The organism is Streptomyces sp. NPDC045695 (assembly GCF_056432025.1).
Window position 1 is genome coordinate 104,574 of the sequence record NZ_JBWKJU010000016.1, and the last position, 19,305, is coordinate 123,878.

A 19,305-nucleotide genomic window follows, 5' to 3' on the forward strand; every position below is an offset into this window, starting at 1 on the left:
GATGTGCGGGAACCTGTCGCGGCCCGGGCGGCCGGTCCCTACGATGGCCGCTATGGCGACAGGGCGTGCGGAGATAAAGCAGACGTTTCTTGCTAACGAACCTCACTACGAGGCTCTCAAGACCGAGGTCACCCACTCCCTGGAAAAGGCGCTCTTGAGCCTCCAGAAAGTGAAGATTCACTCCGTTACCGCGCGGGTGAAGTCCGTCGAGAGCTTCCTCGAAAAGGTCGAGCGGAAATCCTACGCCGATCCGTTCGCGGAGTCTGAGGATCTCGTGGGGGTGCGGCTGGTGTGCCTCTTCCTGACTGATCTGCCGAAATTGCAGGAGCTGCTCAATCGGACCTTCGATGTCCTCTCGGAGGAGGACAAGGTCAGTCAGGGGGATGCCTCTTCTTTTGGGTACATGTCACATCACTACATTTGCCGGCTCTCCGCCGCGCACTCGGGGCCCCGGTATGACGAGATCAAGGGCATCAAGTTCGAAGTCCAGGTGCGTACGATCCTGATGGACGCCTGGGCGAACATCTCGCACCACTTGGCCTACAAGAACGAGGAGAGCATCCCCGCCGACCTGGTGCGTGACTTCCATGCGCTGAGCGGTCTCCTCTATGTGGCCGACCGGCAGTTTCAGACACTGAACCGGGACGCCGCACATTCGGCAGCCCGCGCCGAGCGGGAGGTCCTCCAGAGTGAGGAGATCCTCGATTCGGCCATCAATAGCGATACGGTGCGGGCGTTGTTTCGGCGGCAGTACCCGGACCGCAACCGCGCGAGCGAGACGGCGGTGTCGGAATTCATCTCGGAATTGCCGTGGATCGATCTGGGTGACCTTCGGGAACTTGCGAAGATCCTGCGCGACCGTCATGACGACGCACTCGCCTACGAGAAGCAGTATCCGCCCGGTGTGAAGAGCCGCTCGTTCGCGGACGTCGGCCTGGCCCGAGCTGCTCTGGCCATCCACAGTCCCGCCTATGCCAAACGCAAATACGGCTACATGGAAATGAGGCGGTACTCCAAGTTCCGAGCCGAGTGAGGGGGCGGGGATTTTCTGGACCCTCCGCCGGAATGGTGGAAAAGACCCCCGGCCGGTCAAGGTCGGGGGTCTTTTGGGTCAGGCGTTGGGGCGCTTGCCGTGGTTGGCCTTCTTCTTCTTGCGTGCGCGCCGCTTGTTGCCTCGCTTGGCCATGGTGGAGGGCTCCCTCGTCGGTGGTGTTCATGCCTTCGTCAGTCTAGGTTCGGGCTGGTTTGTCCGCATGTGCGGTGAGGCCATAGGGGCTTGGCCGCGGCGTTGGGGCGTGGGATCGTCGGAGGATGGGCGACTGGCTCGCGTGGGGCGGGGTGGGCGCGGCCGTGGTCGCGGCCGCCGGGGTGCTGGTGGTGACCGAGCGGGCCCTGGGGGCCGGCTTCGAGCGCAGGCGGGGCGAGGAGCGGGCGCGGATATGGGAGCGCCTCGGTGAACGGGGCGAGCCGGCCGGGCCGTCCGCGCTGCCCGGCGCTTCCACGTTCGACGACGTCGGCGGCATCCGGCATGCCGCCGCGCGACTCGCCGACCGGCGGGACGACTTCACGCCGCTCCTCGTCGAGTACTACGCCTACGGGCTGACCCAGGCGCGCAGCAGCTTCGCGACCAGCCAGCGGTTCGCCGGGATCGGGGCGGCGATCCTGCTCTGCGGGGTGGCGCTGGCCGTGTGGAAGGCCGAGGCCGGCGGGGAGCTGTACCTCGGGATCGTGACGGGCTCGTTCGGGCTGGTCACGACCCTGATCGGGCAGCTGTTCCACCGGCGGGCCGACCTCGCCCTCAAGCACATGGCCGACCAGACCGCCGCGCTGCGCGACGACCGGCGGGCCGCCGAGACGACCCAGCAGGCCATCGAGCTGCTGGACACGGTGGAGGACGCCGGGCTGAGGGCCCGCCTCCAAGCCGGACTGATCATGAAGTTGTCGGGCGCCGAGCTGCCCCGGTAGCGGGATAGTAGGAGTATGTGCCGCTCCATTAAGACCCTGCGTCCGCCCGCGATCCCCGAGAAGGCGACCGAGGAGGAGATCCGGGCCGCCGCCCTGCAGTACGTACGGAAGGTGTCCGGGTTCCGGGCGCCCGCCGCACACAACCGCGAGGTGTTCGAGGCGGCCGTGGACGCCGTCGCCGAGGCCACCCGGGACCTGCTCGACGGAGTGCACGTACGCGGGCAGGCCGCCCCGGCGTGAGCCGTACGGGGCTACGTCGTTCGGCGGCGCAGCAGCACCCACACGCCGGCGCCGAGCGCGCTCGCGGCGAGGGCGCCGCCCACCGCGATCTGGCCCGTGCTCATCGAGCCCACGCTGCCGCCCGTCCCGCCACGCGCGGCGCCCGGGGTGACGTACAGGGAGGCGGTGACGCGCTCACCGCCCGGGCCGCCGCACTCGAAGGTGACGCGGTGCGTGCCCGTGGTGGCGTTGCGCGAGACGGTGGCGCTGCCGAAGAGGGTGCTGGAGTCCGCGTTGCCGGGGTTCAGCCGAACCTCGCCGAAGGCGGTCGACGTGGCCCTGGCGGTCCGGGTGCCGCAGCCGTCGACGCTCAGGGCGACCCGGCCGCCCGGGGCGACGCTCGTGGGGGAGACGGTGGCGGAGGGGAAGGCGTAGGCGAGCGTGGCGGGAGCGGCGGCGGCCAGGACGAGGGTCGCGGCTGCGACGGTCATCAGGCGGCGCGGTGCGGCGTGCGGCTTCGCGAGCGGTTTGACGGGCATGGAGAGAACTCCTCGGCTCCTCGAAACGGCGCGGCCATGGCACGGATGTGACGCGGATTCGGTTGCGCACCGTGCAGTTGACGCTAGGAGCCCAGGCCCGCGGCGGCGATCGGGGCCGGGTGAACGGGTGAGCCACTGCTCCGACCGGGGGACCTGAGGGGCAGGGGGAGCAGGCGCCCGGGATTCAGGCTGCCGCCGCCGGGAGGGGGCGGCGCACGAGGAAGGCCGCCAGGGCGCCCGCGGCGAAGAGGGCGACGACCGAGAGCGCGGTGCCGAGCCACTGGGTGCCCAGCCACTGCGTGCCGAAGTAGCCCAGGGCCACGCTGTAGCCGGCCCACGCCATGCCCGCCAGCACCGACCAGGGCAAGAACTCCGCCACCCTGCGCTGCGTCTTGCCCGCACCCAGGGACACCACCGAACGCCCGGCCGGGGCGAAACGGGCGATCACCACCAGGGCGCCGCCGCCGCGCGCCAGAGCCGTACCGAGGCGCTCGTGGGCCCGGGTCAGCCGGCGGGAACGGGCGATGGCCCGGTCGAGCCGCGCCCCGCCGCGTCGCGCCAGCCGAAACGCGGCCATGTCACCGAGCACCGACGCCGTCGTGGCGATCACGAGCAGCAGCAGGATGTCCGGCACCTGAGCGGGCACCGGCACCGGCACGGGTCCCGCCGCCCCGGCGGCTGCCGCAGCCGCCGCAGCGGTGATCACCAGAACCCCGCTTGGCAGCACCGGAAGGAAGACATCGAGCACGACGGACACTGCCACCAGGGCGTAGATCCATGGGCTCGCGGTCAGCGACCCCAAAGTCTCAAACAAAGCGGGACTCCCCAGTCCGGTTGACGTGCTGCGGCATGAAGCGCCGCGACGTCGCGGGGGAGCGGCAGGAGCGGCTGACAGCCATACAGCGTACGCCCGACGGCGCCACCCCGGACGCCCGGGGCGACTCCCGAGCCACCGCCACGTCAACTCCGCAGCCCCACGGCCCCGCAGCGCCCCCCGCTGCCCCGCACCGTCCCGGCCCCACCTCGGGGCACGGCGCACGCCGCTACTCCGCGCCGGCGAGCTCCCGGTCCAGCACCGTCACCAGCCGTGCCCCTGCCCGCTCCTTGCGCGCCTGCTCCAGCCGCAGCCGCGCGCCGCGCCCCGACAACGCCAGCGTCATCAGCTGATTCCCGAACCACGGCCCGCCCGTACGCCGCCAGTTCAACGGCGGCCGCCCCGTCCGCCCGTGCAAGGAGAAACCGCGCCCCAGCCACCGGCCCGTCCGCGACCAGCCCAGCCGAAAACCCCACTTCACCACGGTATGAATGGAATTGTGAACCGGCGAGCACGTCAGCTGGAACACCCGCGCCGTACTCGGTATTCGAGGCTCGGCCACATAGGCATGGTGCACGTCCCCCGACAGCACGCACACCGTCGCCGGCGCCCGCGGACCCGTCCCCACCTCCTCGATCAGATCCGTCAGCGCCGCGAACGAGGCAGGAAAAGCCGCCCAGTGCTCCAGATCGCTGCGCCGGCGAAGATTCTCACCGATCCGCGCCCACCGCGGCCCGCGCTCCCCACGGCACAAGGCGGCATTCCACGTCTCGGCATCATGGATCAGCGGCGGCATCAGCCACGGCAGCGAGGAGCCGATCAGCAAATGGTCATAACCGCCGTGCCCGGCCAAGGCGTTCTCCCGGAGCCACTCCTGCTCCGTCGGATCGAGCATCGCCCGCCCGTCCTCGGCCAGCACCCGCGCCGCCCGCGTGTCCACCATCAGCAGCCGGGTCCGGCCGAAGTCGCGCCGATAACTCCAGCGCACCGAGGCAGGATCGGCGTCCGCCGCGGACGCGAAGGCCCGAAGCTCATCCGTACCGTCCGGGGTCCGGCTCACCGCCCCGTACAGCCCGTCCTCCGCCAGCTCGGCGGGCGAGAGATTGCCCAGGTGCTGGTACACCCAGTACGACATCAGGCCGGAGAGCACCCGCTCCCGCCACCACGGCGTCGCCCGCATCTCCTCCAGCCACGCCGCGCTCGTGTTCCAGTCGTCGATGACATCGTGGTCGTCGAATATGTGCAGGCTGGGCACGGTCGACAGCAGCCAGCGGATCTCGGGGTCGAGCCAGGACTCGTAGTACAGCCGGGTGTACTCCTCGTAGTCCGCGACCTGCGCTCCGGGCGCATCCCGCAGGTCCCGCCGAGCCGAGAGCCACTCCTTGGTCTCCCGGGACAGCGCATCGGCATACACCTGATCGCCCAGGAGCAGCAGGACGTCCGGACGCACCGCCTCCGGGTCGGCGGCCAGCCGCGACGCGAGCGTGTCGAGCGCGTCCGCGCCGTGCGGCCCGCGCCGGCCGGCGGGCGGCGCGGCCTGACGACAGGATCCGAAGGTGACGCGCAGCCCGGGAGCCTGCCGGCCGGCAGCGGACCGGCCGGGAGCGGACCGGCCGGCAGCGAGCCGGCCGGGGCCTGCCACCGCCGGCGTACTGATCGTGCTCGGCGGGAAGCCACTGCCGGGCAGCGGCCACACCTGGCGGCCGTCGAGCAGCACCTCATACGCCGTCGTCGCGCCGGGGGTCAGACCGGTCACCGGCACCAAGGCGTAGTGGTGCCCGGCTATCTGGAAGGTGCGAACACTCCCACCCGCCCCGCCGACGCACCGCACCTCGGCCGTGCACGGCCGGTCCGCCTCGACCCATATGGTCGCCGAACCGCCCGTATCCCAGTCGACGTAGCGCAGCAGTGGCCCCAGACGCAATCCGGCCATGCAACTCCCCCTCCTCCGTATCCCCTTCGATCACGGTACGACGGAGAGGGGGAGCCACGCCTCCCCCTGACGGGGGAAAGATCGACCGGCCGGATCAGCAGCCGTTCAGGACGTTCACCAGGGCCGTCTTCTCGGCGGAGTCCATGCTCAGGCCCCAGTACTGCTTCACGTGGACCCACATCCGCGCGTACGTACAGCGGTACGCGGTCCGCGACGGCATCCATTCGGCGGGGTCGAGGTCGCCCTTGGCCTGGTTGACGTTGTCGGTGACCGCGATCAGCTGCGGGCGGGTGAGGTCGTTGGCGAACTGCTGGCGCTTGCTGGTGGTCCAGGAACTGGCGCCGGAACGCCACGCCTCGGAGAGCGCGACGACGTGGTCGATGTCGAGGTCGGCGGCGGCGGTCCAGGTGGCGCCGTCGTACTCGGAGTACCAGCTCCCGCTGACCGCGGCGCAGGAGGAGTCCTGGACGACGTTCACGCCGTCCCGCTTGAGGACGGTCTCGCGGGTGTTGCAGGTACCGGAGACGGTGCTCCAGTGCGGGAAGAGGTCACGGCTGTAGCCGGTGCTGGAACCCTCCGCCTTCGGCGTGACCGTCGCCAGGTACGTGCGGGCGGCCGAGGCGCTGATGGGGGTGGGCGGGGCGGCCTGGGCGGCGGGGGCGTTGACGAGGGTGGTGAGCGCGGCGAGGGCAGCCGCTGACGCGAGCACGCCAAGTCGACGCGCGTAGATGCTGGGTATGAGTGCCATGAGGGGCTCCCTGGATGCGGGGGGATCGGCCGTGCGGCCCCGGCGGGGCGTGGCCAGGATGGCGGCGCCGGGTTTCGAGGGGATGGGCGCCAGATGACAGCCTGGCGACATGAGCACGTCACATCAAGACCACAACGGGCCGGATTTAAGCGGAAGTTGCGATTCCGGCCGTGGGGGGAGGGGGGTGAAAGGGGCGAGGGAGGCAGCTGGGCGGCCGTCCGTCAGCGGACCGGCCGGGTCAGGAGATCAGGGCCGGGAGGCCAGACGGGACCAAAGTCCTCTTCCGGTCGCCCGCCGACCTCGCGTACCGTGTACGGAGCAGAAGGGGAGTAGCTCTTCGCCGGACCGTCGACATACTGCTGGGTCACACCAGCCGGCGCCCGGAGGCAGGCCGCGGACAGCGGTCGGCCAGCGAGACCTTCGGCCGCAGTGTCCTGTTCCGGCGTAGGCGCGTTTCCGTACGCGCACACGCACCCCAGGGCGCCGCCGAGCCGAAGCGACCCCGGAACGCGTTCAACAGGTCTCTCGGTACCGATGGCGTCCTGCCCGACCGATTGAGGTTCCCGTCCCGTGTTCAGCTTCAGCATCATGGCGATCGCCTTCGGAGTCGTCTTCCTTGCCGAACTCCCCGACAAAACGGCCCTCGCCAGCCTGCTGCTCGGCACCCGCTACCGCGCCTCGTACGTCTTCGCCGGCATCGCCGCCGCCTTCGCCCTCCACGTGGCCCTCGCCATCGCCGCGGGCAGCGTCCTCACCCTGCTCCCGCACCGGCTCGTCCAGGGAATCGTCGGCGTCCTCTTCTTCGCGGGGGCGCTCATGCTGCTCCTGAAGAAGGACGACGGGGAGGGGGAGAAGGTCAAGGCACCCTCCGACCAGTCCTTCTGGAAGGTCTCAGGGGCGGGCTTCATGCTCATCCTGGTGGCGGAGTTCGGCGACCTGACCCAGATCATGACTGCCAACCTCGCCGCGCGGTACGAGGACCCCGTCTCCGTCGGCATCGGCGCCGTGCTGGCCCTGTGGGCGGTCGCCGGCATCGGCATCCTGGGTGGACGGACGCTGCTGAAATACGTGCCGCTGCGATTGGTGATCAAGATCGCGGCCGCCGTGATGGCGGCGCTGGGCGTGTTCTCGCTGTACGAGGCGATCGGGGGGTAGGGGCCGGGGCGGAGCGGGGGCGGAGCGGGGGCGGGGCAGGGGTAGGGGTAGGCGGCGGGGCGGATATGTCGTTGCGGCGGGAACGCGCACGGGGCACCCTCGTGCGGTGACTGACACCACCGCCCCCACCAGCGCCTCGGGCGAGCCCGCGCCCTCGCCTTTGCCCTCGTCTTCGGCTTCGTCCTCGCCTTCGGCTTCGTCTGATGCGGATCCGCAGTTCGGCTGGTCCAACATGTTCGTGCACCCCGACGAGGACCCCCGTACCGACGGGGGGTTCCAGGGGGAGCGCGCCGTACTCGTCGGCTACCTGCGCGACCAGCGGCTGACGCTGGAGCTCAAGTGCGCGGGACTCGACGCGAAGGCCCTCGCGCGGCGCTCGGTGGAACCGTCCAATCTGTCCCTCCTGGGTCTCGTACGCCACCTCGCGGGCGTGGAGCAGTACTGGTTCAGGCAGGTCATGGCGGGCCAGGACGTACGCCGGCACTACCGCTCGGAGGAAGACCCCACGGCGGATTTCACCGGCGCGGTGGCCGACCCGGCGGTGGTCGCGGACGCCTGGACCACCTGGCGAGCCGAAGTCGCCTTCGCCGAACAGCTCGTCGCGCAGGCCCCCGGCCTCGACGTCACAGGTGACAGCGACGGCGAGCCGATCGAACTCCGCGAGGTCCTGGTCCACATGATCGAGGAGTACGCCCGCCACAACGGCCACGCGGACTTCCTACGGGAACGGATCGACGGGCGTCTGGGGCAGTAGGGGCGGGGCTTCGAGGGGGCGGGGGCGGGGGCCGGGATCCGGCGGGCGGGATCAGGAAGGCTGGGGGTGGCTTCGGGTTGGGGGCGGGAGCCACGCGGGCGGGATCAGGGATGCGTATGGGGGTTTCCCGTCAGTCTCATCGTCTCTCCGTGTCGGGCCGGTCCCTCAAGGGCGCTCCTCCTTCGTCGTCGCGTCGCTGCGCGATGGCCTTCGGCCACCCTTGACCGACCGTCCCGCCCCGGACATACGAAGACTGCCGAGAAACCCCCAAAGGAACGGGCCGGGCGTTCTGTTTCAGGGACGGGGAGGGTCGGGATGCGCGGCCTGGCGCTGGCGGCAAGGTCCGAGAGGCGGGCCGGTCGGCATCGGACGCCGGGTCGGGGGTGACGCGTCAGATCGCTACGCGCTTCTCATCCCTCAGCGTCCGGCGGCCGTCTGGGGCTGGGAATAGGCCGCCACGGATCGCTACGCGCTCCCCGTCGACGGCGACTGCCGGTCGCTTGTGGGCCTTGGGCGGTGATTCCTCGTCTCAGCCGAGCTGTACTCCCATCAGAGCGACCCCACTCCCGCAAACCAGTGGACAGACCGCCCCAATTGGGGCAAACCGAAGGGCTTTCTGGTCGCCCACCCACGCAGACCCGGATACAGCTCGGAATAGCCACGCTCCGGCGCATGAACTTCCCCAGGCGACCGTCAGACGCTGCCTTCGAGGACGTCTGAGACGTGTGGGCGGCCTATGTCCAGCCCCAGACGGCCGCCGGACGCTGAGAGATGCGAAGCGCGTAGCGATCTGACGCGTCCGCCCCCGCCCCCGACCCGGGATCCCCTGCCCGGATCGGCCCGCCTCTCGGACCGGCCGGCCGGGGCCCAGGTCGGTGGTCTCACGCTCCCCGTCCCTACACCGGAACCCCCGGCCCGTTCCTTTGGGGGTTTCCCGGCAGTCTTCGTATGTCCGGGGCGGGACGGTCGGTCAAGGGTGGCCGAAGGCCATCGCGTAGCGACGCGACCGAAGGGAGCGCCCTTGAGGGACCGGCCCGACACGGAGAGACGATGAGACTGACGGGAAACCCCCATACGCGTCTCTGATGCCGCCCCGCGGGGCTCCCGCCCCCCGAAGCCCGCCCGGCTCAGTTCCCCGTGCGCACCGTTACCCGGATCGAGCCGTCGGGGGTCGTCGTCACGGTGAGGTGCGTCAGGTCCGGGATGTGGGCCGTGGGGGTGTGGGCTGCCGCGCGGGGGCCCACGCCGATCACGCGCATGCCCGCGGCCCGGCCGGCGGCGATGCCTGCGGCCGAGTCTTCGAAGACGATGCAGTCGGCCGGGGTCACGCCGAGCGCGGCTGCGCCCTTGAGGAAGCCCTCGGGGTGCGGCTTGCTCGCCTGGACGGATTCGGCCGTGACCCGTACCTCGGGCATCGGCAGGGCGGCGGCCGTCATCCGGGCCGTGGCCAGGGCGGCGTCGGCGGAGGTGACCAGGGCGTGCGGCAGGCCGGCGATCGCCGCCATGAACGCCGGGGCGCCCGCGACCGGGACCACGCCGTCGGTGTCAGCCGTCTCGCGGGCCAGCATCACCGCGTTCTCCGCGTGGTTGACCTCCATCGGGCGCTCCGGCAGGAGCACGGCCATGGTGGCGTAGCCCTGGCGGCCGTGGACCACCTTCAGGGCCTCCTGCGGGTCCAGTCCGTGCGACACCGCCCACTCGCTCCAGCAGCGTTCGACCACCGCGTCGGAATTGACGAGGGTGCCGTCCATGTCCAGGAGCAGGGCCTTGGCGGTGAGGACGACGGGTGCGGTGGTGGTGCTGGCCGGCATCGGCGGGGCTCCAGACGGGGCGGGAAAGAGAACAAGTGGTTCCGTCCACCGGTCAGGGAGAGAGGACGGAACCACTTTGTTCCTGCACGATACAAAACAAAGGGGGGTCCGCGCCAATCGGTGGAAAGTCCGCCCCGCTACCCCTCCAGCGCCCGGCGGGTGATCGGGCCGTAGACGCCCCATTCCTCATCGATGTCGTTGTTGTACTGGAAGGTCGACACGGCGTCCTCCACCCGCCAGTCGTACTTTCCGTTGAGCTTGCCGTCGTAGAGACCCCGAGCCGTCAGCAACTGCTGCAGCTTCTGCACCTCCGGACCCGAATCCCCGTACCGCAGGGTCGGGCCGGCCGCGGCCGGTGGGGCCGAAGGGCTGGCGGAGCGGCTCGCCGTCGGCGACGGGCTCGGGGAGGGCGGCGCCGACGACCGGGACGGGCTCGGCGACGGGGAAGGCGACGCCGACTTCGAGGGGCTGGGCGACGGGGACGCCGACGGGGACGCGCTGCCCGGGGTCGGGGACGCGGTCGGTGCGGTCGGGGTGGCGCTCACCGCGGGCGCCGACGCCTTCGCGTCCAGCAGGGCGGAATCGCTCCCCGCCGAACCCGGCAGCACCCACACTGCCACGGCCGTCCCGCTGAGGGCGACCACCGCTGCAGCGGCGATCAGCAGGGCCAGCGGGCGTCGGGAGGCCGGGCTGCCGCCGGTCCGCTTCTCCGGGCCCCCGCCCCCGCCCCCGCCCCAGCTCCCGTTCCCCGTGCCGCTCCCGTTCCCGCTGTCGTCGGTGATGCCTGCGGCGTCACCGACGACACTGCCCTCCGTGTCGCCGCCGTACGGGTGGGCGGCGTGCGGGATCGAACGGAGCTCGGTCGTCTCGGTCGTCGAGCCGGGCGGGCTCGACGGGTGCTCCGGCGCGTCCTGCCACGGGCCCGTCTGCCACGGCCCGTCCTGCCACGGGCCGGGCGGCGGCAGGGGTGTTCCGTACGGCGGGGTGTCGTTCTCTGCCGCCGCCGCCGGGTGCGCGGCTGGGGTTACCACGCCTGATATCGACGGCGGGGGCGCCGGCTCGTCCGGTTCGCCCGGGTCGGGCAGCGTCACGTACGGGCGGATGCGCAGGGGGTTGAAACCCACACCCGGCGCGCACCCGCAGCCGGCACCGACGGCGCCGCAATGTGGACAGTGCTCACCGTTCACTGGAATCCCTCCCTGGCCGTTTGCCTGCGATTATGCAGACCCGCCGGGGCCCTCCCAACCCGCCCGAGAGGCCATAACCGGACACACCGCTCAGGATGGAGATGTTGATCCGGCCTGAGGAGGAGTCGATGGCTCAGGATGTGACCACGGAGGCCGTGGACCCCGGTCCCGGCCCGCGCAAGTCCGGCCCCGCCACCGAGCACACCCCCCGCGAGGTGCTCGTCTCCATCGGTGCCCTGCTGCTGGGCCTGCTGATCGCCGCACTCGACCAGACCATCGTCTCCACCGCCCTGCCGACGATCGTCAGTGACCTCGGAGGCATGGCGCACCTGTCCTGGGTCGTCACCGCCTACATGCTGGCCTCCACCGCGGCGACTCCGCTGTGGGGCAAGCTCGGCGACCAGTACGGGCGCAAGAAGCTGTTCCAGTACGCCATCGTCCTCTTCCTCATCGGGTCGGCCCTGTGCGGGCTCGCCCAGAACATGCCCCAGCTCATCGGCTTCCGGGCCTTGCAGGGCCTGGGAGGCGGCGGACTGATCGTGCTGTCGATGGCGATCGTCGGCGACATCGTCCCGCCCCGCGAGCGCGGCAAGTACCAGGGCCTCTTCGGTGGCGTCTTCGGTGCGACCAGCGTGCTGGGTCCGCTGCTGGGCGGCCTGTTCGTGGACCATCTGTCCTGGCGCTGGGTCTTCTACATCAACCTCCCCATCGGTCTCGCCGCGCTGGTCGTCATCGCGACCGCCCTGCACATCCCGGCGCGCCCCTCGAAGCACACCATCGACTACCTCGGCACCCTCCTCATCGCCTCCGTCGCCACCTGCCTCGTGCTCGTCGCCTCCCTCGGCGGCACCTGGGGCTGGGGCTCGGCCCGGATCATCGGGCTCGCCGTCCTTGGCGCCGTGCTGCTCGTCGTCTTCCTCTTCGTGGAGCGGCGGGCCGCCGAACCGGTCCTGCCGCTGCGGCTGTTCCGCGTCCGCACCTTCACGCTCTGCTCGGCGATCAGCTTCGTCGTCGGCTTCGCGATGTTCGGCGCGATGGTCTACCTGCCGACCTTCCTCCAGGTCGTCCAGGGCGTCTCGCCCACCATGTCGGGCGTCCACATGCTGCCGATGGTGCTCGGCATGCTGATCTCCTCTACCGCCTCCGGCCAGATCGTCAGCCGCACCGGCCGCTGGAAGGTCTTCCCGCTCGCCGGTACCGCCGTCACCGCCGTCGGCCTGCTCCTCCTGCACCAGCTGCACCGCACCAGCTCGACCTGGGAGATGAGCGCCTACTTCTTCGTCTTCGGCGCGGGCCTCGGACTGGTCATGCAGGTACTCGTCCTGGTCGTGCAGAACGCGGTCAGCTACGCCGACCTGGGCGTCGCCACGTCAGGCGCCACCTTCTTCCGCTCGATCGGTGCCTCCTTCGGCGTGGCGATCTTCGGCACGATCTTCACCAACCGGCTCGACGACAAGCTGGCCACCGCCCTCGCGGGCGTCCGGCTGCCGCCCGGCGCGGGCGCCGCGCAGCTGGAGGCCGACCCGCGGGCCATCGGCGCGCTCCCCGCCGAGCTGCGCCCCCGCGTGCTCGACGCCTACGCCACCTCCATCACCGACGTCTTCCTCTACGCCGTGCCGGTCGTGCTCGTCGCTTTCCTCGTCGCCTGGTTCCTGAAGGAGGACAAGCTCCGCGGCTCGGTCACCGCACCCGATGTGACCGAGACCCTGGCCTCCAACCCCGTCGAGCGCTCCTCGCACGACGAGGTGGCCCGCGCGCTGTCGGCCCTCGGCACCCGCGAGGGGCGCCGCCACGTCTACGAGAGGATCACCGAGAAGGCCGGCTTCGACCTGCTGCCCGCCGCGAGCTGGCTCCTGCTGCGGATCAACAAGTACGGGTCCGCGGAGCCCGCGATCCTTGCCGAGCGCACCAACGTGCCGCTGAGGGCCATCACCGAGGCCGCGCGCCAGATCGAGGAGCGTGGGTTCGCCGTCCGGGACGGGCTGCCGCTGGTGATGACCGACAAGGGGCGCGCGGCCGCCGCGAAGCTGGCCGAGGCCCGCCAGGAGTCCCTCGCCGAACTGCTCGGTGACTGGTGGGGCCCGGACCGGCCGACCGACCTGGTCAAGCTGGTCCAGGAGCTCAACAGCGAGCTGTGCGGATCCGACACCGAGGAGCCCTACGACGCCGCCCCGCGGCGCGATCACGCCCTGCGCTAGGAGGGAAGGGTGCACGGCCCGAGGTGCCCGACTGGCCCGAAGAGTCAGGCGAGGTGTTTTTCGAACCAGTGCTCGGCATACGGGCCGGAGTTGTAGGCGGGTATTTCCGCATACCCGTGCCGCGCGTACAACGCGCGGGCCTCCACGAGGTCCGACCGGGTGTCCAGGCGGACGCGTTCCGCGCCCAGCGCGCGGCCCTCGGCCTCCAGGACCGTGAGCAGCGCGGCCCCGCCGCCGGTGCCGCGGGCGCGCCGGTCGACGTAGACGCGGGTGAGCTCGGCGGTGGCGGGGTCGAGGAGCCGTATGCCGCCGCAGGCGAGGGGCTCGCCGTCCAGTCGGCCGACGACGAACCGGCCCGTCGGTGGGGTGAGCCCCTCGTCCGGGAAGTCGAGCAGTCCTTGGTCGATCTCGGCTTCGGTGACCTGCCGTTTCCAGTACCGGCCTGCGACCTCGGCGTAGTAGGCGCGGCGCAGGAGCGTGGCGTCCGGGGTGTCGTAGGGCTCGGGGGTCACGGTCCAGGTGCCGGCCTCGATAAGGGGGAGTTGAGTGTCCATGGCGTCATTGTGGAGTCCGGGACGGAGGGCGTGCGTTGGAATATCCACAGGCACGGGCCGATGATGAGGAAAAGGGTAAATAGCACAAATAGAGGGTGTGAGCGCCATGTCCCAGCATCCTGACGCCGTCCTGGTCCGCCGTGGTTACGAAGCCTTCGCCAAGGGTGACCTGGAGACGCTGAGCACGCTCTTTACGGCCGACGTCATCCACCACGTCCCCGGCAACAACCCGCTGTCCGGACACCACAAGGGGCGGGAGGCCGTCCTCGACCTCTACCGCAGGCTGGCGGAGGAGACGAACGGCACCTTCCAGACCGAGCTGCACGCGGTGCTGGCGGACGGCCGGGGCCACGTCATGGCGTTCCACACGGCCCGCGGCGACCGCGGCGACCGGGGGATCGAGGTCCAGCAAGGCCTCTTCTTCACGATCGTCGGCGGCAAGATCACCGACATCGACGCGTGCACCCAGGACATCGACGAGGAAGACACCTTCTGGAGCTGAGCCGAGCCGACCCGAGCCGACGCGAGCCGAGCCGACCCGAGCCGAGCCGAGTAGAAGTCGCGGTCCGGGGCCTGCGCCCCCGGACCACCGCGACGCCGTGCCGTGCGGCCCCCGCCGCTAGGCCTTCTTCGGCGCCGCCTGCTGCACGACCTCGAACGACCACACCGTCGACCCCGACGCCGCCGGCTTCGGGCGCTCGCCGCCGCCCGCCCCGCCGCCCTGCGCCCCGCCCTGGTGCGCGGCCTTCATGGGCCCCTCCATCCAGGCCTGGAAGTCCTCCTCCGAACGCCACCGCGTGTAGACGAGGTACTGGTCGGTGCCCTCCACCGGGCGCAGCAGCTCGAACCATTCGAAGCCGTCCGAGGACTCCACGGCCCCCGCCCGCGAGGCGAAGCGCTGCTCCAGCACCTCCCGCTGCTCGGCGGGTACGGTCAGCGCGTTGATCTTCACGATGCTCATGCGGGCCATCCTAGGTATCCGGCGCGGGATATCGTCGTCCAGGTAATGAAACGCGGTATGAAGCGCGGCAGCCAGGCAAAGTCAGGGTTGCGGTCAACAGGGCGGGAGGCCGGCGGGGCGTGGCTAACGCGGCAGAGCACAGCGGTGCGAACGGACATGCCGGAGTCATAGGCGATGACAACAGGCTCGGGGCGGCACGCCTCCTCCTGTGGGCGCTGGCGGGTGCCCTCGCCGTCAGACAGGCGGCCGTCGTGCTGCGGGTGCCACCCGGCGAATGGCTGAGCGGCCTCCACCTGCCCGGCAGCCTGCCCGGCTCGCTCTACGACACCGGCCAGTTCGCCGGGACCCCCTTCGCCGGACTGGTGCTCAAGCCGCTCGTCGGTTTCGCCGCCCCGTCGCTGGAGGTCGCCTGGACCTGCGTGACGCTGCTGTTCGTCGCCGCGATCGGGCTCCTCGCCGCACGCGCCCTGGCCGACCCCGTGCCCCGGCGCACCGCGCTGCTGGCCGCGCCCGTGCTCACCGCCCTGATGATGGTCTCGCTGCCCGTCCGCGAGGCCGCCTCGCCGGGCCAGACCGCCGTGCTGCCCGTGCTGCTGGTGCTGCTGGCCGTCTTCCGCGTCCCCGGTGACCGGCCCGCCGGTCTCCTCGCCGGTCTCGCCGCCGCGCTCCAGCCGGGGCTGCTGCTCTTCGCCCCGCTGCTGTGGCTGACCGGGCGCCGCCCCGCCGCGCGGACCGCCGCCGTGACCTTCGCCGCGGCCACCGCACTGTCCTGGGCGGCCATGCCGCGCGACTCCTGGACGTACTGGGTCGAACGCCTGGCCGGTACCGGCCTCGGCGGCGCCCCCGACAGCCTCGCCAACCAGTCCCTCCACGGCGCGCTGCTGCGCCTCGGCCTGACCGGGCCCGCCGAGATCCTCCTCTACGCCGCCCTCGCGAGCGCCGTCGTCTGGGTCGGCCTGCGCCGCGCCGTCCGCTACGCCCGCGACGGCCAGCTGCTGCTCGCCGTCGCCATCACCGGCTGCACGGCCGTCGCCGTGTCCCCGACCGGCTGGCGCTACCAGCTGCTGTGGGTCCTGCTCGCCGTCGCCGGGAAGGTCGGCCGGCGCGCCGCCGACCGGCCCGTGTGGCCGGTGGCCGTGGTCCTCGCCATGACCCTGCCGAGTGCGGTGCTGCTGCCGAACCTGGCCGCGCTGGCCCCCGTACGCGACAACGTGCTGCTGCTCACCGCGCTGGCCGCGGCCTGCGCCGTACCGTTCCAGCCGCGCTCCTCGCCGTACTGGCGCGACCCCGTCCCCACCGACTACGGGCGCCCGGCGGCGGCCCGCTGGGCGCGGGTGCCGCTGCTGCCGTTCTGGCGGCGCGTGCTGTCCCGGCCCAACCTGCTGCTGGAACTGCTGCTGATACGGGTCGGGTACTCGCTCTACTCACACATCCGCGCGGCGGCCCCCACCAGCCGCTCGGTCGCCGAGGGCAACGGCAGCCAGATCCACGGCATCGAGCGGGCCCTGGGCCTGGACATCGAGCACGCCGTGAACCACGCCGTCGTGAACACGCCATGGGTGGAGGCGTTCTTCAACTTCTACTACACCTCCTTCCACTTCGTGGTCCCGCTGACGATCCTCGCGGTCCTGTACTGGCGGCGCCCCGGCGACTACCGCTGGGCCCGCGCCTCGCTCGGTCTGGCCACCGTCCTGGCCCTCGCCGGCTTCTGGCTCTACCCGCTGGCCCCGCCGCGCCTGATGCCCGGACTCGGCTTCATCGACACCGTGCACGGACCGCAGGACCTGGCCAACCCCTCGTACGGGGCGATGACCGCGATCTCCAACCAGTACGCGGCGATGCCCTCGCTGCACTTCGGCTGGTCGCTGTGGTGCGGCATCGTGATCGTCGTGCTGGCGCCGAAGGGCTGGCAGAAGCTGCTCGGGGCGCTGCACCCGCTGATCACGGTGTGCGCGATCGTCGCCACCGCCAACCACTGGGTACTGGACGCGGTGGGCGGTGCGGTCGTCGTGGCCGCCGGCTTCGGGCTCGTGTACGCGTTGTCCGGGCCGCGGGGGCTGCAGGTGAAGCTGCCGGTGCAGCGGGCCGCCGCGGGTGCGCAGGAGGAGCCGGCCGTACGGGATGCGGCCGCGCGCGTGCGTTCGTAGGTCCCGCAATGGCGCGGTGTACCCGTCGCGGGCATCATGGGAGGGGCGCGCCAAGGCCGTTCCCCCCTTCGGGGAGCGTGAGGACCTGGCCTCGGGGAGAGAGGGACGTCTCCATGAGGAAGCGCACGCACACCCGTACTGGCACGCGTAGGGACACCCGCGCCGGCACGCGCACGCCGCACGCCCGCGCCGCGGTGGCGCTCGCCGCGGCGGGTGCTCTTACCGTCTGCCTCGTCCCGGCGGCCACCGCCGCCGCCGGTGCCGCCGCCCAGCCGTGGCCGCACTGTCAGGAGGCGGGCGCCGACTCGTACGACAAACCGCCTCCCGCCGACCCGGGCCGCTACGGGTACGGGGTGCTGCCCGCCACCGAGGGCGTGACCTGCCTCATCAACCAGGAGCGCCAACGGCTGGGCCTGCGGCCGCTGTCGGACTCCCCCGAGCTGAGGGAGGCGGCGAACAAGCACGTGACGGCCGCGCTGGCCCTGAAGTGGTGGGGCAAGGGCAAGGACCCGCACCAGAACCCGCAGGTGCCCGGTACGGGCCAGGAGCAGATCGCGGCCCGCATCAAGAACGCCGGGTACTGCGCGAACGGCACGTCGTGGGAGGGCTACGAGATCGCCTACAACGGGTGGGGCGGCAACGGTACTCCGCGCGCGGCCGTCACCTGGTGGCTGCAGAGCCCGACCCACGCCGAGATCATCCGCAACCCCGCCCTGACCGAGTTCGGCATCGCGCCGAGGGGCGGCGCGGCCGATCCCGCCGGAGCGGGAGCCGTCGCCGCGGGCACGTACGTGGTCACGCTCGGGAGGTGCGAGAAGTAGCGCGCGCGGGCGGCCGGAAGCCTCCTCCGCCCCGAACCTCCGCCCCGAACCTCCGCCCCGAACCTCCGCCCTGAACCCCCGCCCCGGTTCAGCCCTTGCCCGGGCTGGTGACCCGCAGTTCCTTGATGCCGTTGAGCCAGGCCGCGCGCAGGCGGCGCGGGGGCTCCCCGGACAGGCGCAGGTCGGGCAGGGCGTCGGCCAGCGCGTTGAAGATCAGGTCGATCTCCATGACGGCCAGGGACTTGCCGAGGCAGAAGTGCGGGCCGCCGCCGCCGAAGCCCAGGTGGGGGTTCGGGTCGCGGGTGATGTCGAAGACGTCCGGGTTCTCGAAGACCTCGGGGTCGTGGTTGGCGGAGGAGTAGAACATCCCCACCCGGTCGCCCGCCTTGATCTTCCGGCCGCCCAGTTCGGTGTCCTGGGTGGCGGTGCGCTGGAAGGACACCACCGGGGTCGCCCAGCGCACGATCTCCTCCGCGGCGGTGGAGGGCCGGCTGCGCTTGTACAGCTCCCACTGCTCCGGGTGGGTCAGGAAGGCGTGCATGCCGTGGCTGATGGCGTTGCGCGTGGTCTCGTTGCCGGCGACCGCCAGGAGCAGCACGAAGAAGCCGAACTCGTCGGAGCCCAGGTTGCCCTCGCCCTCGGCCGCCACCAGCTGCGTGACGATGTCCTGGGCCGGGCACTCCTTGCGCTGCGCCGACAGGTTCATCGCGTATCCGATGAGCTCCATCGCCGCGTTCGAGCCGACCTCCTCGGTGATCGCGTACTCCGGGTCGTCGTAGGCGATCATCTTGTTCGACCAGTCGAAGATCTTGGCGCGGTCCTTCTGCGGCACGCCGATCAGCTCGGCGATGGCCTGGAGCGGGAGCTCGCACGCCACCTGCGTCACGAAGTCGAAGCTGCCGTCGGCGGCCGCCGCCGAGGCCTCCTCGGCGATCTTCCTGGCCCGGTCCCGCAACGCCGTCTCCAGGCCGCGGATGGCCCGCGGGGTGAAGCCGCGCTGCACGATCTGGCGTACGCGCGTGTGTTCCGGCGGATCCATGTTCAGCATGATCAGACGCTGGGCATCAATCGCATCACGCGGGATGTGCTCGTTGAAGCGGATGATCGCCGTGTTGACGGTGGAGGAGAAGAGCTCGGGGTGCGTGGAGACGTACTTGACGTCCGCGTGCCGGGTCACGGCCCAGTAGCCCTCGTCGTCGAAGCCGGTGACACCGCGCCGCTGCGGGCACCACCACACGGGCGCCGTCTGCCGCAGCTGCGCGAACTCCGGCAGCGGGACCCGGCTTTGGAGGAGGTCGGGGTCGGTGGCGTCGAAGCCTTCGGGCAGCGCGGGGCAGGACATCGGGCGACTCCAAGGTCTGACGGCCCATCAGATGGTGGCTCGAAGGTAGTAACGAGTTCTAGAAGTGACAAGGGCCGGGGCGTCAACCGTTGCGTGGGGAAACCGTGCAGGGCGCGTGCAAGACCCTTGCGTGGCGGGGCGTGAGGTCATAAGACTG

The 19,305-nt window shown here is 71.3% G+C and carries 19 protein-coding genes; 9 read left to right on the top strand and 10 right to left on the bottom strand.

The window, feature by feature from the left end; translation table 11 throughout:
* Positions 1–52: 52 nt before the first annotated feature.
* Positions 53–1,033 (top strand): GTP pyrophosphokinase, encoded by a 981-nt coding sequence (locus tag AC07DU_RS24905; protein WP_479113643.1) that lies wholly within the window; start codon positions 53–55, stop codon positions 1,031–1,033.
* A gap of 78 nt (positions 1,034–1,111) precedes the next feature.
* On the opposite strand, the gene AC07DU_RS24910 is transcribed toward AC07DU_RS24905, so the two are convergent.
* Positions 1,112–1,186: a 50S ribosomal protein bL37 gene (locus AC07DU_RS24910; protein WP_100661309.1), complete on the bottom strand. Its 75-nt coding sequence runs from the start codon at positions 1,184–1,186 to the stop codon at positions 1,112–1,114.
* Between the two features lie 125 nt (positions 1,187–1,311).
* Between AC07DU_RS24910 and AC07DU_RS24915 the strand changes: the two genes are divergently transcribed.
* Both AC07DU_RS24915 and AC07DU_RS24920 read left to right on the top strand, forming a co-directional pair.
* Positions 1,312–1,965, top strand: a complete 654-nt coding sequence (locus tag AC07DU_RS24915; RefSeq protein ID WP_479113645.1) for a TRADD-N-associated membrane domain-containing protein — start codon at positions 1,312–1,314, stop codon at positions 1,963–1,965.
* Between the two features lie 15 nt (positions 1,966–1,980).
* Positions 1,981–2,205: a DUF2277 domain-containing protein gene (locus tag AC07DU_RS24920; RefSeq protein WP_360899057.1), complete on the top strand. Its 225-nt coding sequence runs from the start codon at positions 1,981–1,983 to the stop codon at positions 2,203–2,205.
* A gap of 11 nt (positions 2,206–2,216) precedes the next feature.
* Here the strand turns inward: AC07DU_RS24920 and AC07DU_RS24925 are convergent, their stop codons facing one another.
* The 4 genes from AC07DU_RS24925 to AC07DU_RS24940 form a co-directional block, all read right to left on the bottom strand.
* A complete protein-coding gene (locus AC07DU_RS24925) occupies positions 2,217–2,723 on the bottom strand; it encodes a hypothetical protein (protein WP_479113647.1) in 507 nt (168 codons plus the stop codon).
* A 184-nt stretch (positions 2,724–2,907) separates the two neighbouring features.
* Positions 2,908–3,537, bottom strand: a complete 630-nt coding sequence (locus AC07DU_RS24930) for a DedA family protein (protein ID WP_360899051.1) — start codon at positions 3,535–3,537, stop codon at positions 2,908–2,910.
* 229 nt (positions 3,538–3,766) lie between these two features.
* Positions 3,767–5,470 carry an alkaline phosphatase D family protein gene (locus AC07DU_RS24935; protein ID WP_479113649.1) on the bottom strand — a complete coding sequence of 568 codons (1,704 nt, stop codon included), beginning with the start codon at positions 5,468–5,470 and terminating at the stop codon, positions 3,767–3,769.
* 94 nt (positions 5,471–5,564) lie between these two features.
* Positions 5,565–6,218, bottom strand: a complete 654-nt coding sequence (locus AC07DU_RS24940; protein WP_360899045.1) for an HNH endonuclease family protein — start codon at positions 6,216–6,218, stop codon at positions 5,565–5,567.
* 570 nt (positions 6,219–6,788) lie between these two features.
* Between AC07DU_RS24940 and AC07DU_RS24945 the strand changes: the two genes are divergently transcribed.
* Together AC07DU_RS24945 and AC07DU_RS24950 are read left to right on the top strand one after the other, a co-directional pair.
* The gene (locus AC07DU_RS24945; RefSeq protein ID WP_479113651.1) at positions 6,789–7,373 is read left to right on the top strand and encodes a TMEM165/GDT1 family protein; all 585 of its coding nucleotides are present in this window, start codon (positions 6,789–6,791) and stop codon (positions 7,371–7,373) included.
* 232 nt (positions 7,374–7,605) lie between these two features.
* Positions 7,606–8,127: a DinB family protein gene (locus AC07DU_RS24950; RefSeq protein ID WP_479113711.1), complete on the top strand. Its 522-nt coding sequence runs from the start codon at positions 7,606–7,608 to the stop codon at positions 8,125–8,127.
* Positions 8,128–9,254: 1,127 nt separating this feature from the next.
* Here the strand turns inward: AC07DU_RS24950 and AC07DU_RS24955 are convergent.
* Together AC07DU_RS24955 and AC07DU_RS24960 are read right to left on the bottom strand one after the other, a co-directional pair.
* A complete protein-coding gene (locus AC07DU_RS24955; protein WP_479113653.1) occupies positions 9,255–9,938 on the bottom strand; it encodes an HAD-IA family hydrolase in 684 nt (227 codons plus the stop codon).
* A gap of 137 nt (positions 9,939–10,075) precedes the next feature.
* A complete protein-coding gene (locus AC07DU_RS24960) occupies positions 10,076–11,062 on the bottom strand; it encodes a peptidoglycan-binding domain-containing protein (protein ID WP_479113654.1) in 987 nt (328 codons plus the stop codon).
* Between the two features lie 191 nt (positions 11,063–11,253).
* On the opposite strand from AC07DU_RS24960, the gene AC07DU_RS24965 reads away from it, so the two are divergent.
* The gene (locus AC07DU_RS24965) at positions 11,254–13,323 is read left to right on the top strand and encodes an MDR family MFS transporter (RefSeq protein ID WP_479113656.1); all 2,070 of its coding nucleotides are present in this window, start codon (positions 11,254–11,256) and stop codon (positions 13,321–13,323) included.
* Positions 13,324–13,367: 44 nt separating this feature from the next.
* On the opposite strand, the gene AC07DU_RS24970 is transcribed toward AC07DU_RS24965, so the two are convergent.
* Positions 13,368–13,877: a GNAT family N-acetyltransferase gene (locus AC07DU_RS24970; RefSeq protein ID WP_360903266.1), complete on the bottom strand. Its 510-nt coding sequence runs from the start codon at positions 13,875–13,877 to the stop codon at positions 13,368–13,370.
* A 106-nt stretch (positions 13,878–13,983) separates the two neighbouring features.
* Between AC07DU_RS24970 and AC07DU_RS24975 the strand changes: the two genes are divergently transcribed.
* The gene (locus AC07DU_RS24975; protein ID WP_453373209.1) at positions 13,984–14,379 is read left to right on the top strand and encodes a nuclear transport factor 2 family protein; all 396 of its coding nucleotides are present in this window, start codon (positions 13,984–13,986) and stop codon (positions 14,377–14,379) included.
* A gap of 117 nt (positions 14,380–14,496) precedes the next feature.
* Here the strand turns inward: AC07DU_RS24975 and AC07DU_RS24980 are convergent, their stop codons facing one another.
* Entirely contained in the window at positions 14,497–14,838 is a 342-nt protein-coding gene (locus tag AC07DU_RS24980; protein ID WP_479034545.1) for an antibiotic biosynthesis monooxygenase family protein, read from the bottom strand.
* A 119-nt stretch (positions 14,839–14,957) separates the two neighbouring features.
* Between AC07DU_RS24980 and AC07DU_RS24985 the strand changes: the two genes are divergently transcribed.
* Entirely contained in the window at positions 14,958–16,985 is a 2,028-nt protein-coding gene (locus AC07DU_RS24985) for a phosphatase PAP2 family protein (RefSeq protein WP_479113659.1), read from the top strand.
* A gap of 113 nt (positions 16,986–17,098) precedes the next feature.
* Positions 17,099–17,806: a CAP domain-containing protein gene (locus AC07DU_RS24990; RefSeq protein WP_479113661.1), complete on the top strand. Its 708-nt coding sequence runs from the start codon at positions 17,099–17,101 to the stop codon at positions 17,804–17,806.
* An 88-nt stretch (positions 17,807–17,894) separates the two neighbouring features.
* Here AC07DU_RS24990 and AC07DU_RS24995 read toward each other — a convergent pair whose 3' ends face one another.
* Positions 17,895–19,148, bottom strand: a complete 1,254-nt coding sequence (locus tag AC07DU_RS24995) for a cytochrome P450 (protein WP_453373205.1) — start codon at positions 19,146–19,148, stop codon at positions 17,895–17,897.
* Positions 19,149–19,305 lie beyond the last annotated feature (157 nt).

What these genes read in the sequence shown, in the direction of transcription:
- AC07DU_RS24995 (WP_453373205.1), bottom strand. Translation starts at nt 19,148, where the DNA reads ATGTCCTGCCCCGCGCTGCCCGAAGGCTTCGACGCCACCGACCCCGAC.
- AC07DU_RS24935 (WP_479113649.1), bottom strand. Translation starts at nt 5,470, where the DNA reads ATGGCCGGATTGCGTCTGGGGCCACTGCTGCGCTACGTCGACTGGGAT.
- AC07DU_RS24925 (WP_479113647.1), bottom strand. Translation starts at nt 2,723, where the DNA reads ATGCCCGTCAAACCGCTCGCGAAGCCGCACGCCGCACCGCGCCGCCTG.
- AC07DU_RS24915 (WP_479113645.1), top strand. Translation starts at nt 1,312, where the DNA reads ATGGGCGACTGGCTCGCGTGGGGCGGGGTGGGCGCGGCCGTGGTCGCG.
- AC07DU_RS24950 (WP_479113711.1), top strand. Translation starts at nt 7,606, where the DNA reads ATGTTCGTGCACCCCGACGAGGACCCCCGTACCGACGGGGGGTTCCAG.
- AC07DU_RS24975 (WP_453373209.1), top strand. Translation starts at nt 13,984, where the DNA reads ATGTCCCAGCATCCTGACGCCGTCCTGGTCCGCCGTGGTTACGAAGCC.
- AC07DU_RS24980 (WP_479034545.1), bottom strand. Translation starts at nt 14,838, where the DNA reads ATGAGCATCGTGAAGATCAACGCGCTGACCGTACCCGCCGAGCAGCGG.
- AC07DU_RS24920 (WP_360899057.1), top strand. Translation starts at nt 1,981, where the DNA reads ATGTGCCGCTCCATTAAGACCCTGCGTCCGCCCGCGATCCCCGAGAAG.
- AC07DU_RS24940 (WP_360899045.1), bottom strand. Translation starts at nt 6,218, where the DNA reads ATGGCACTCATACCCAGCATCTACGCGCGTCGACTTGGCGTGCTCGCG.
- AC07DU_RS24970 (WP_360903266.1), bottom strand. Translation starts at nt 13,877, where the DNA reads ATGGACACTCAACTCCCCCTTATCGAGGCCGGCACCTGGACCGTGACC.
- AC07DU_RS24965 (WP_479113656.1), top strand. Translation starts at nt 11,254, where the DNA reads ATGGCTCAGGATGTGACCACGGAGGCCGTGGACCCCGGTCCCGGCCCG.
- AC07DU_RS24905 (WP_479113643.1), top strand. Translation starts at nt 53, where the DNA reads ATGGCGACAGGGCGTGCGGAGATAAAGCAGACGTTTCTTGCTAACGAA.
- AC07DU_RS24990 (WP_479113661.1), top strand. Translation starts at nt 17,099, where the DNA reads ATGAGGAAGCGCACGCACACCCGTACTGGCACGCGTAGGGACACCCGC.
- AC07DU_RS24955 (WP_479113653.1), bottom strand. Translation starts at nt 9,938, where the DNA reads ATGCCGGCCAGCACCACCACCGCACCCGTCGTCCTCACCGCCAAGGCC.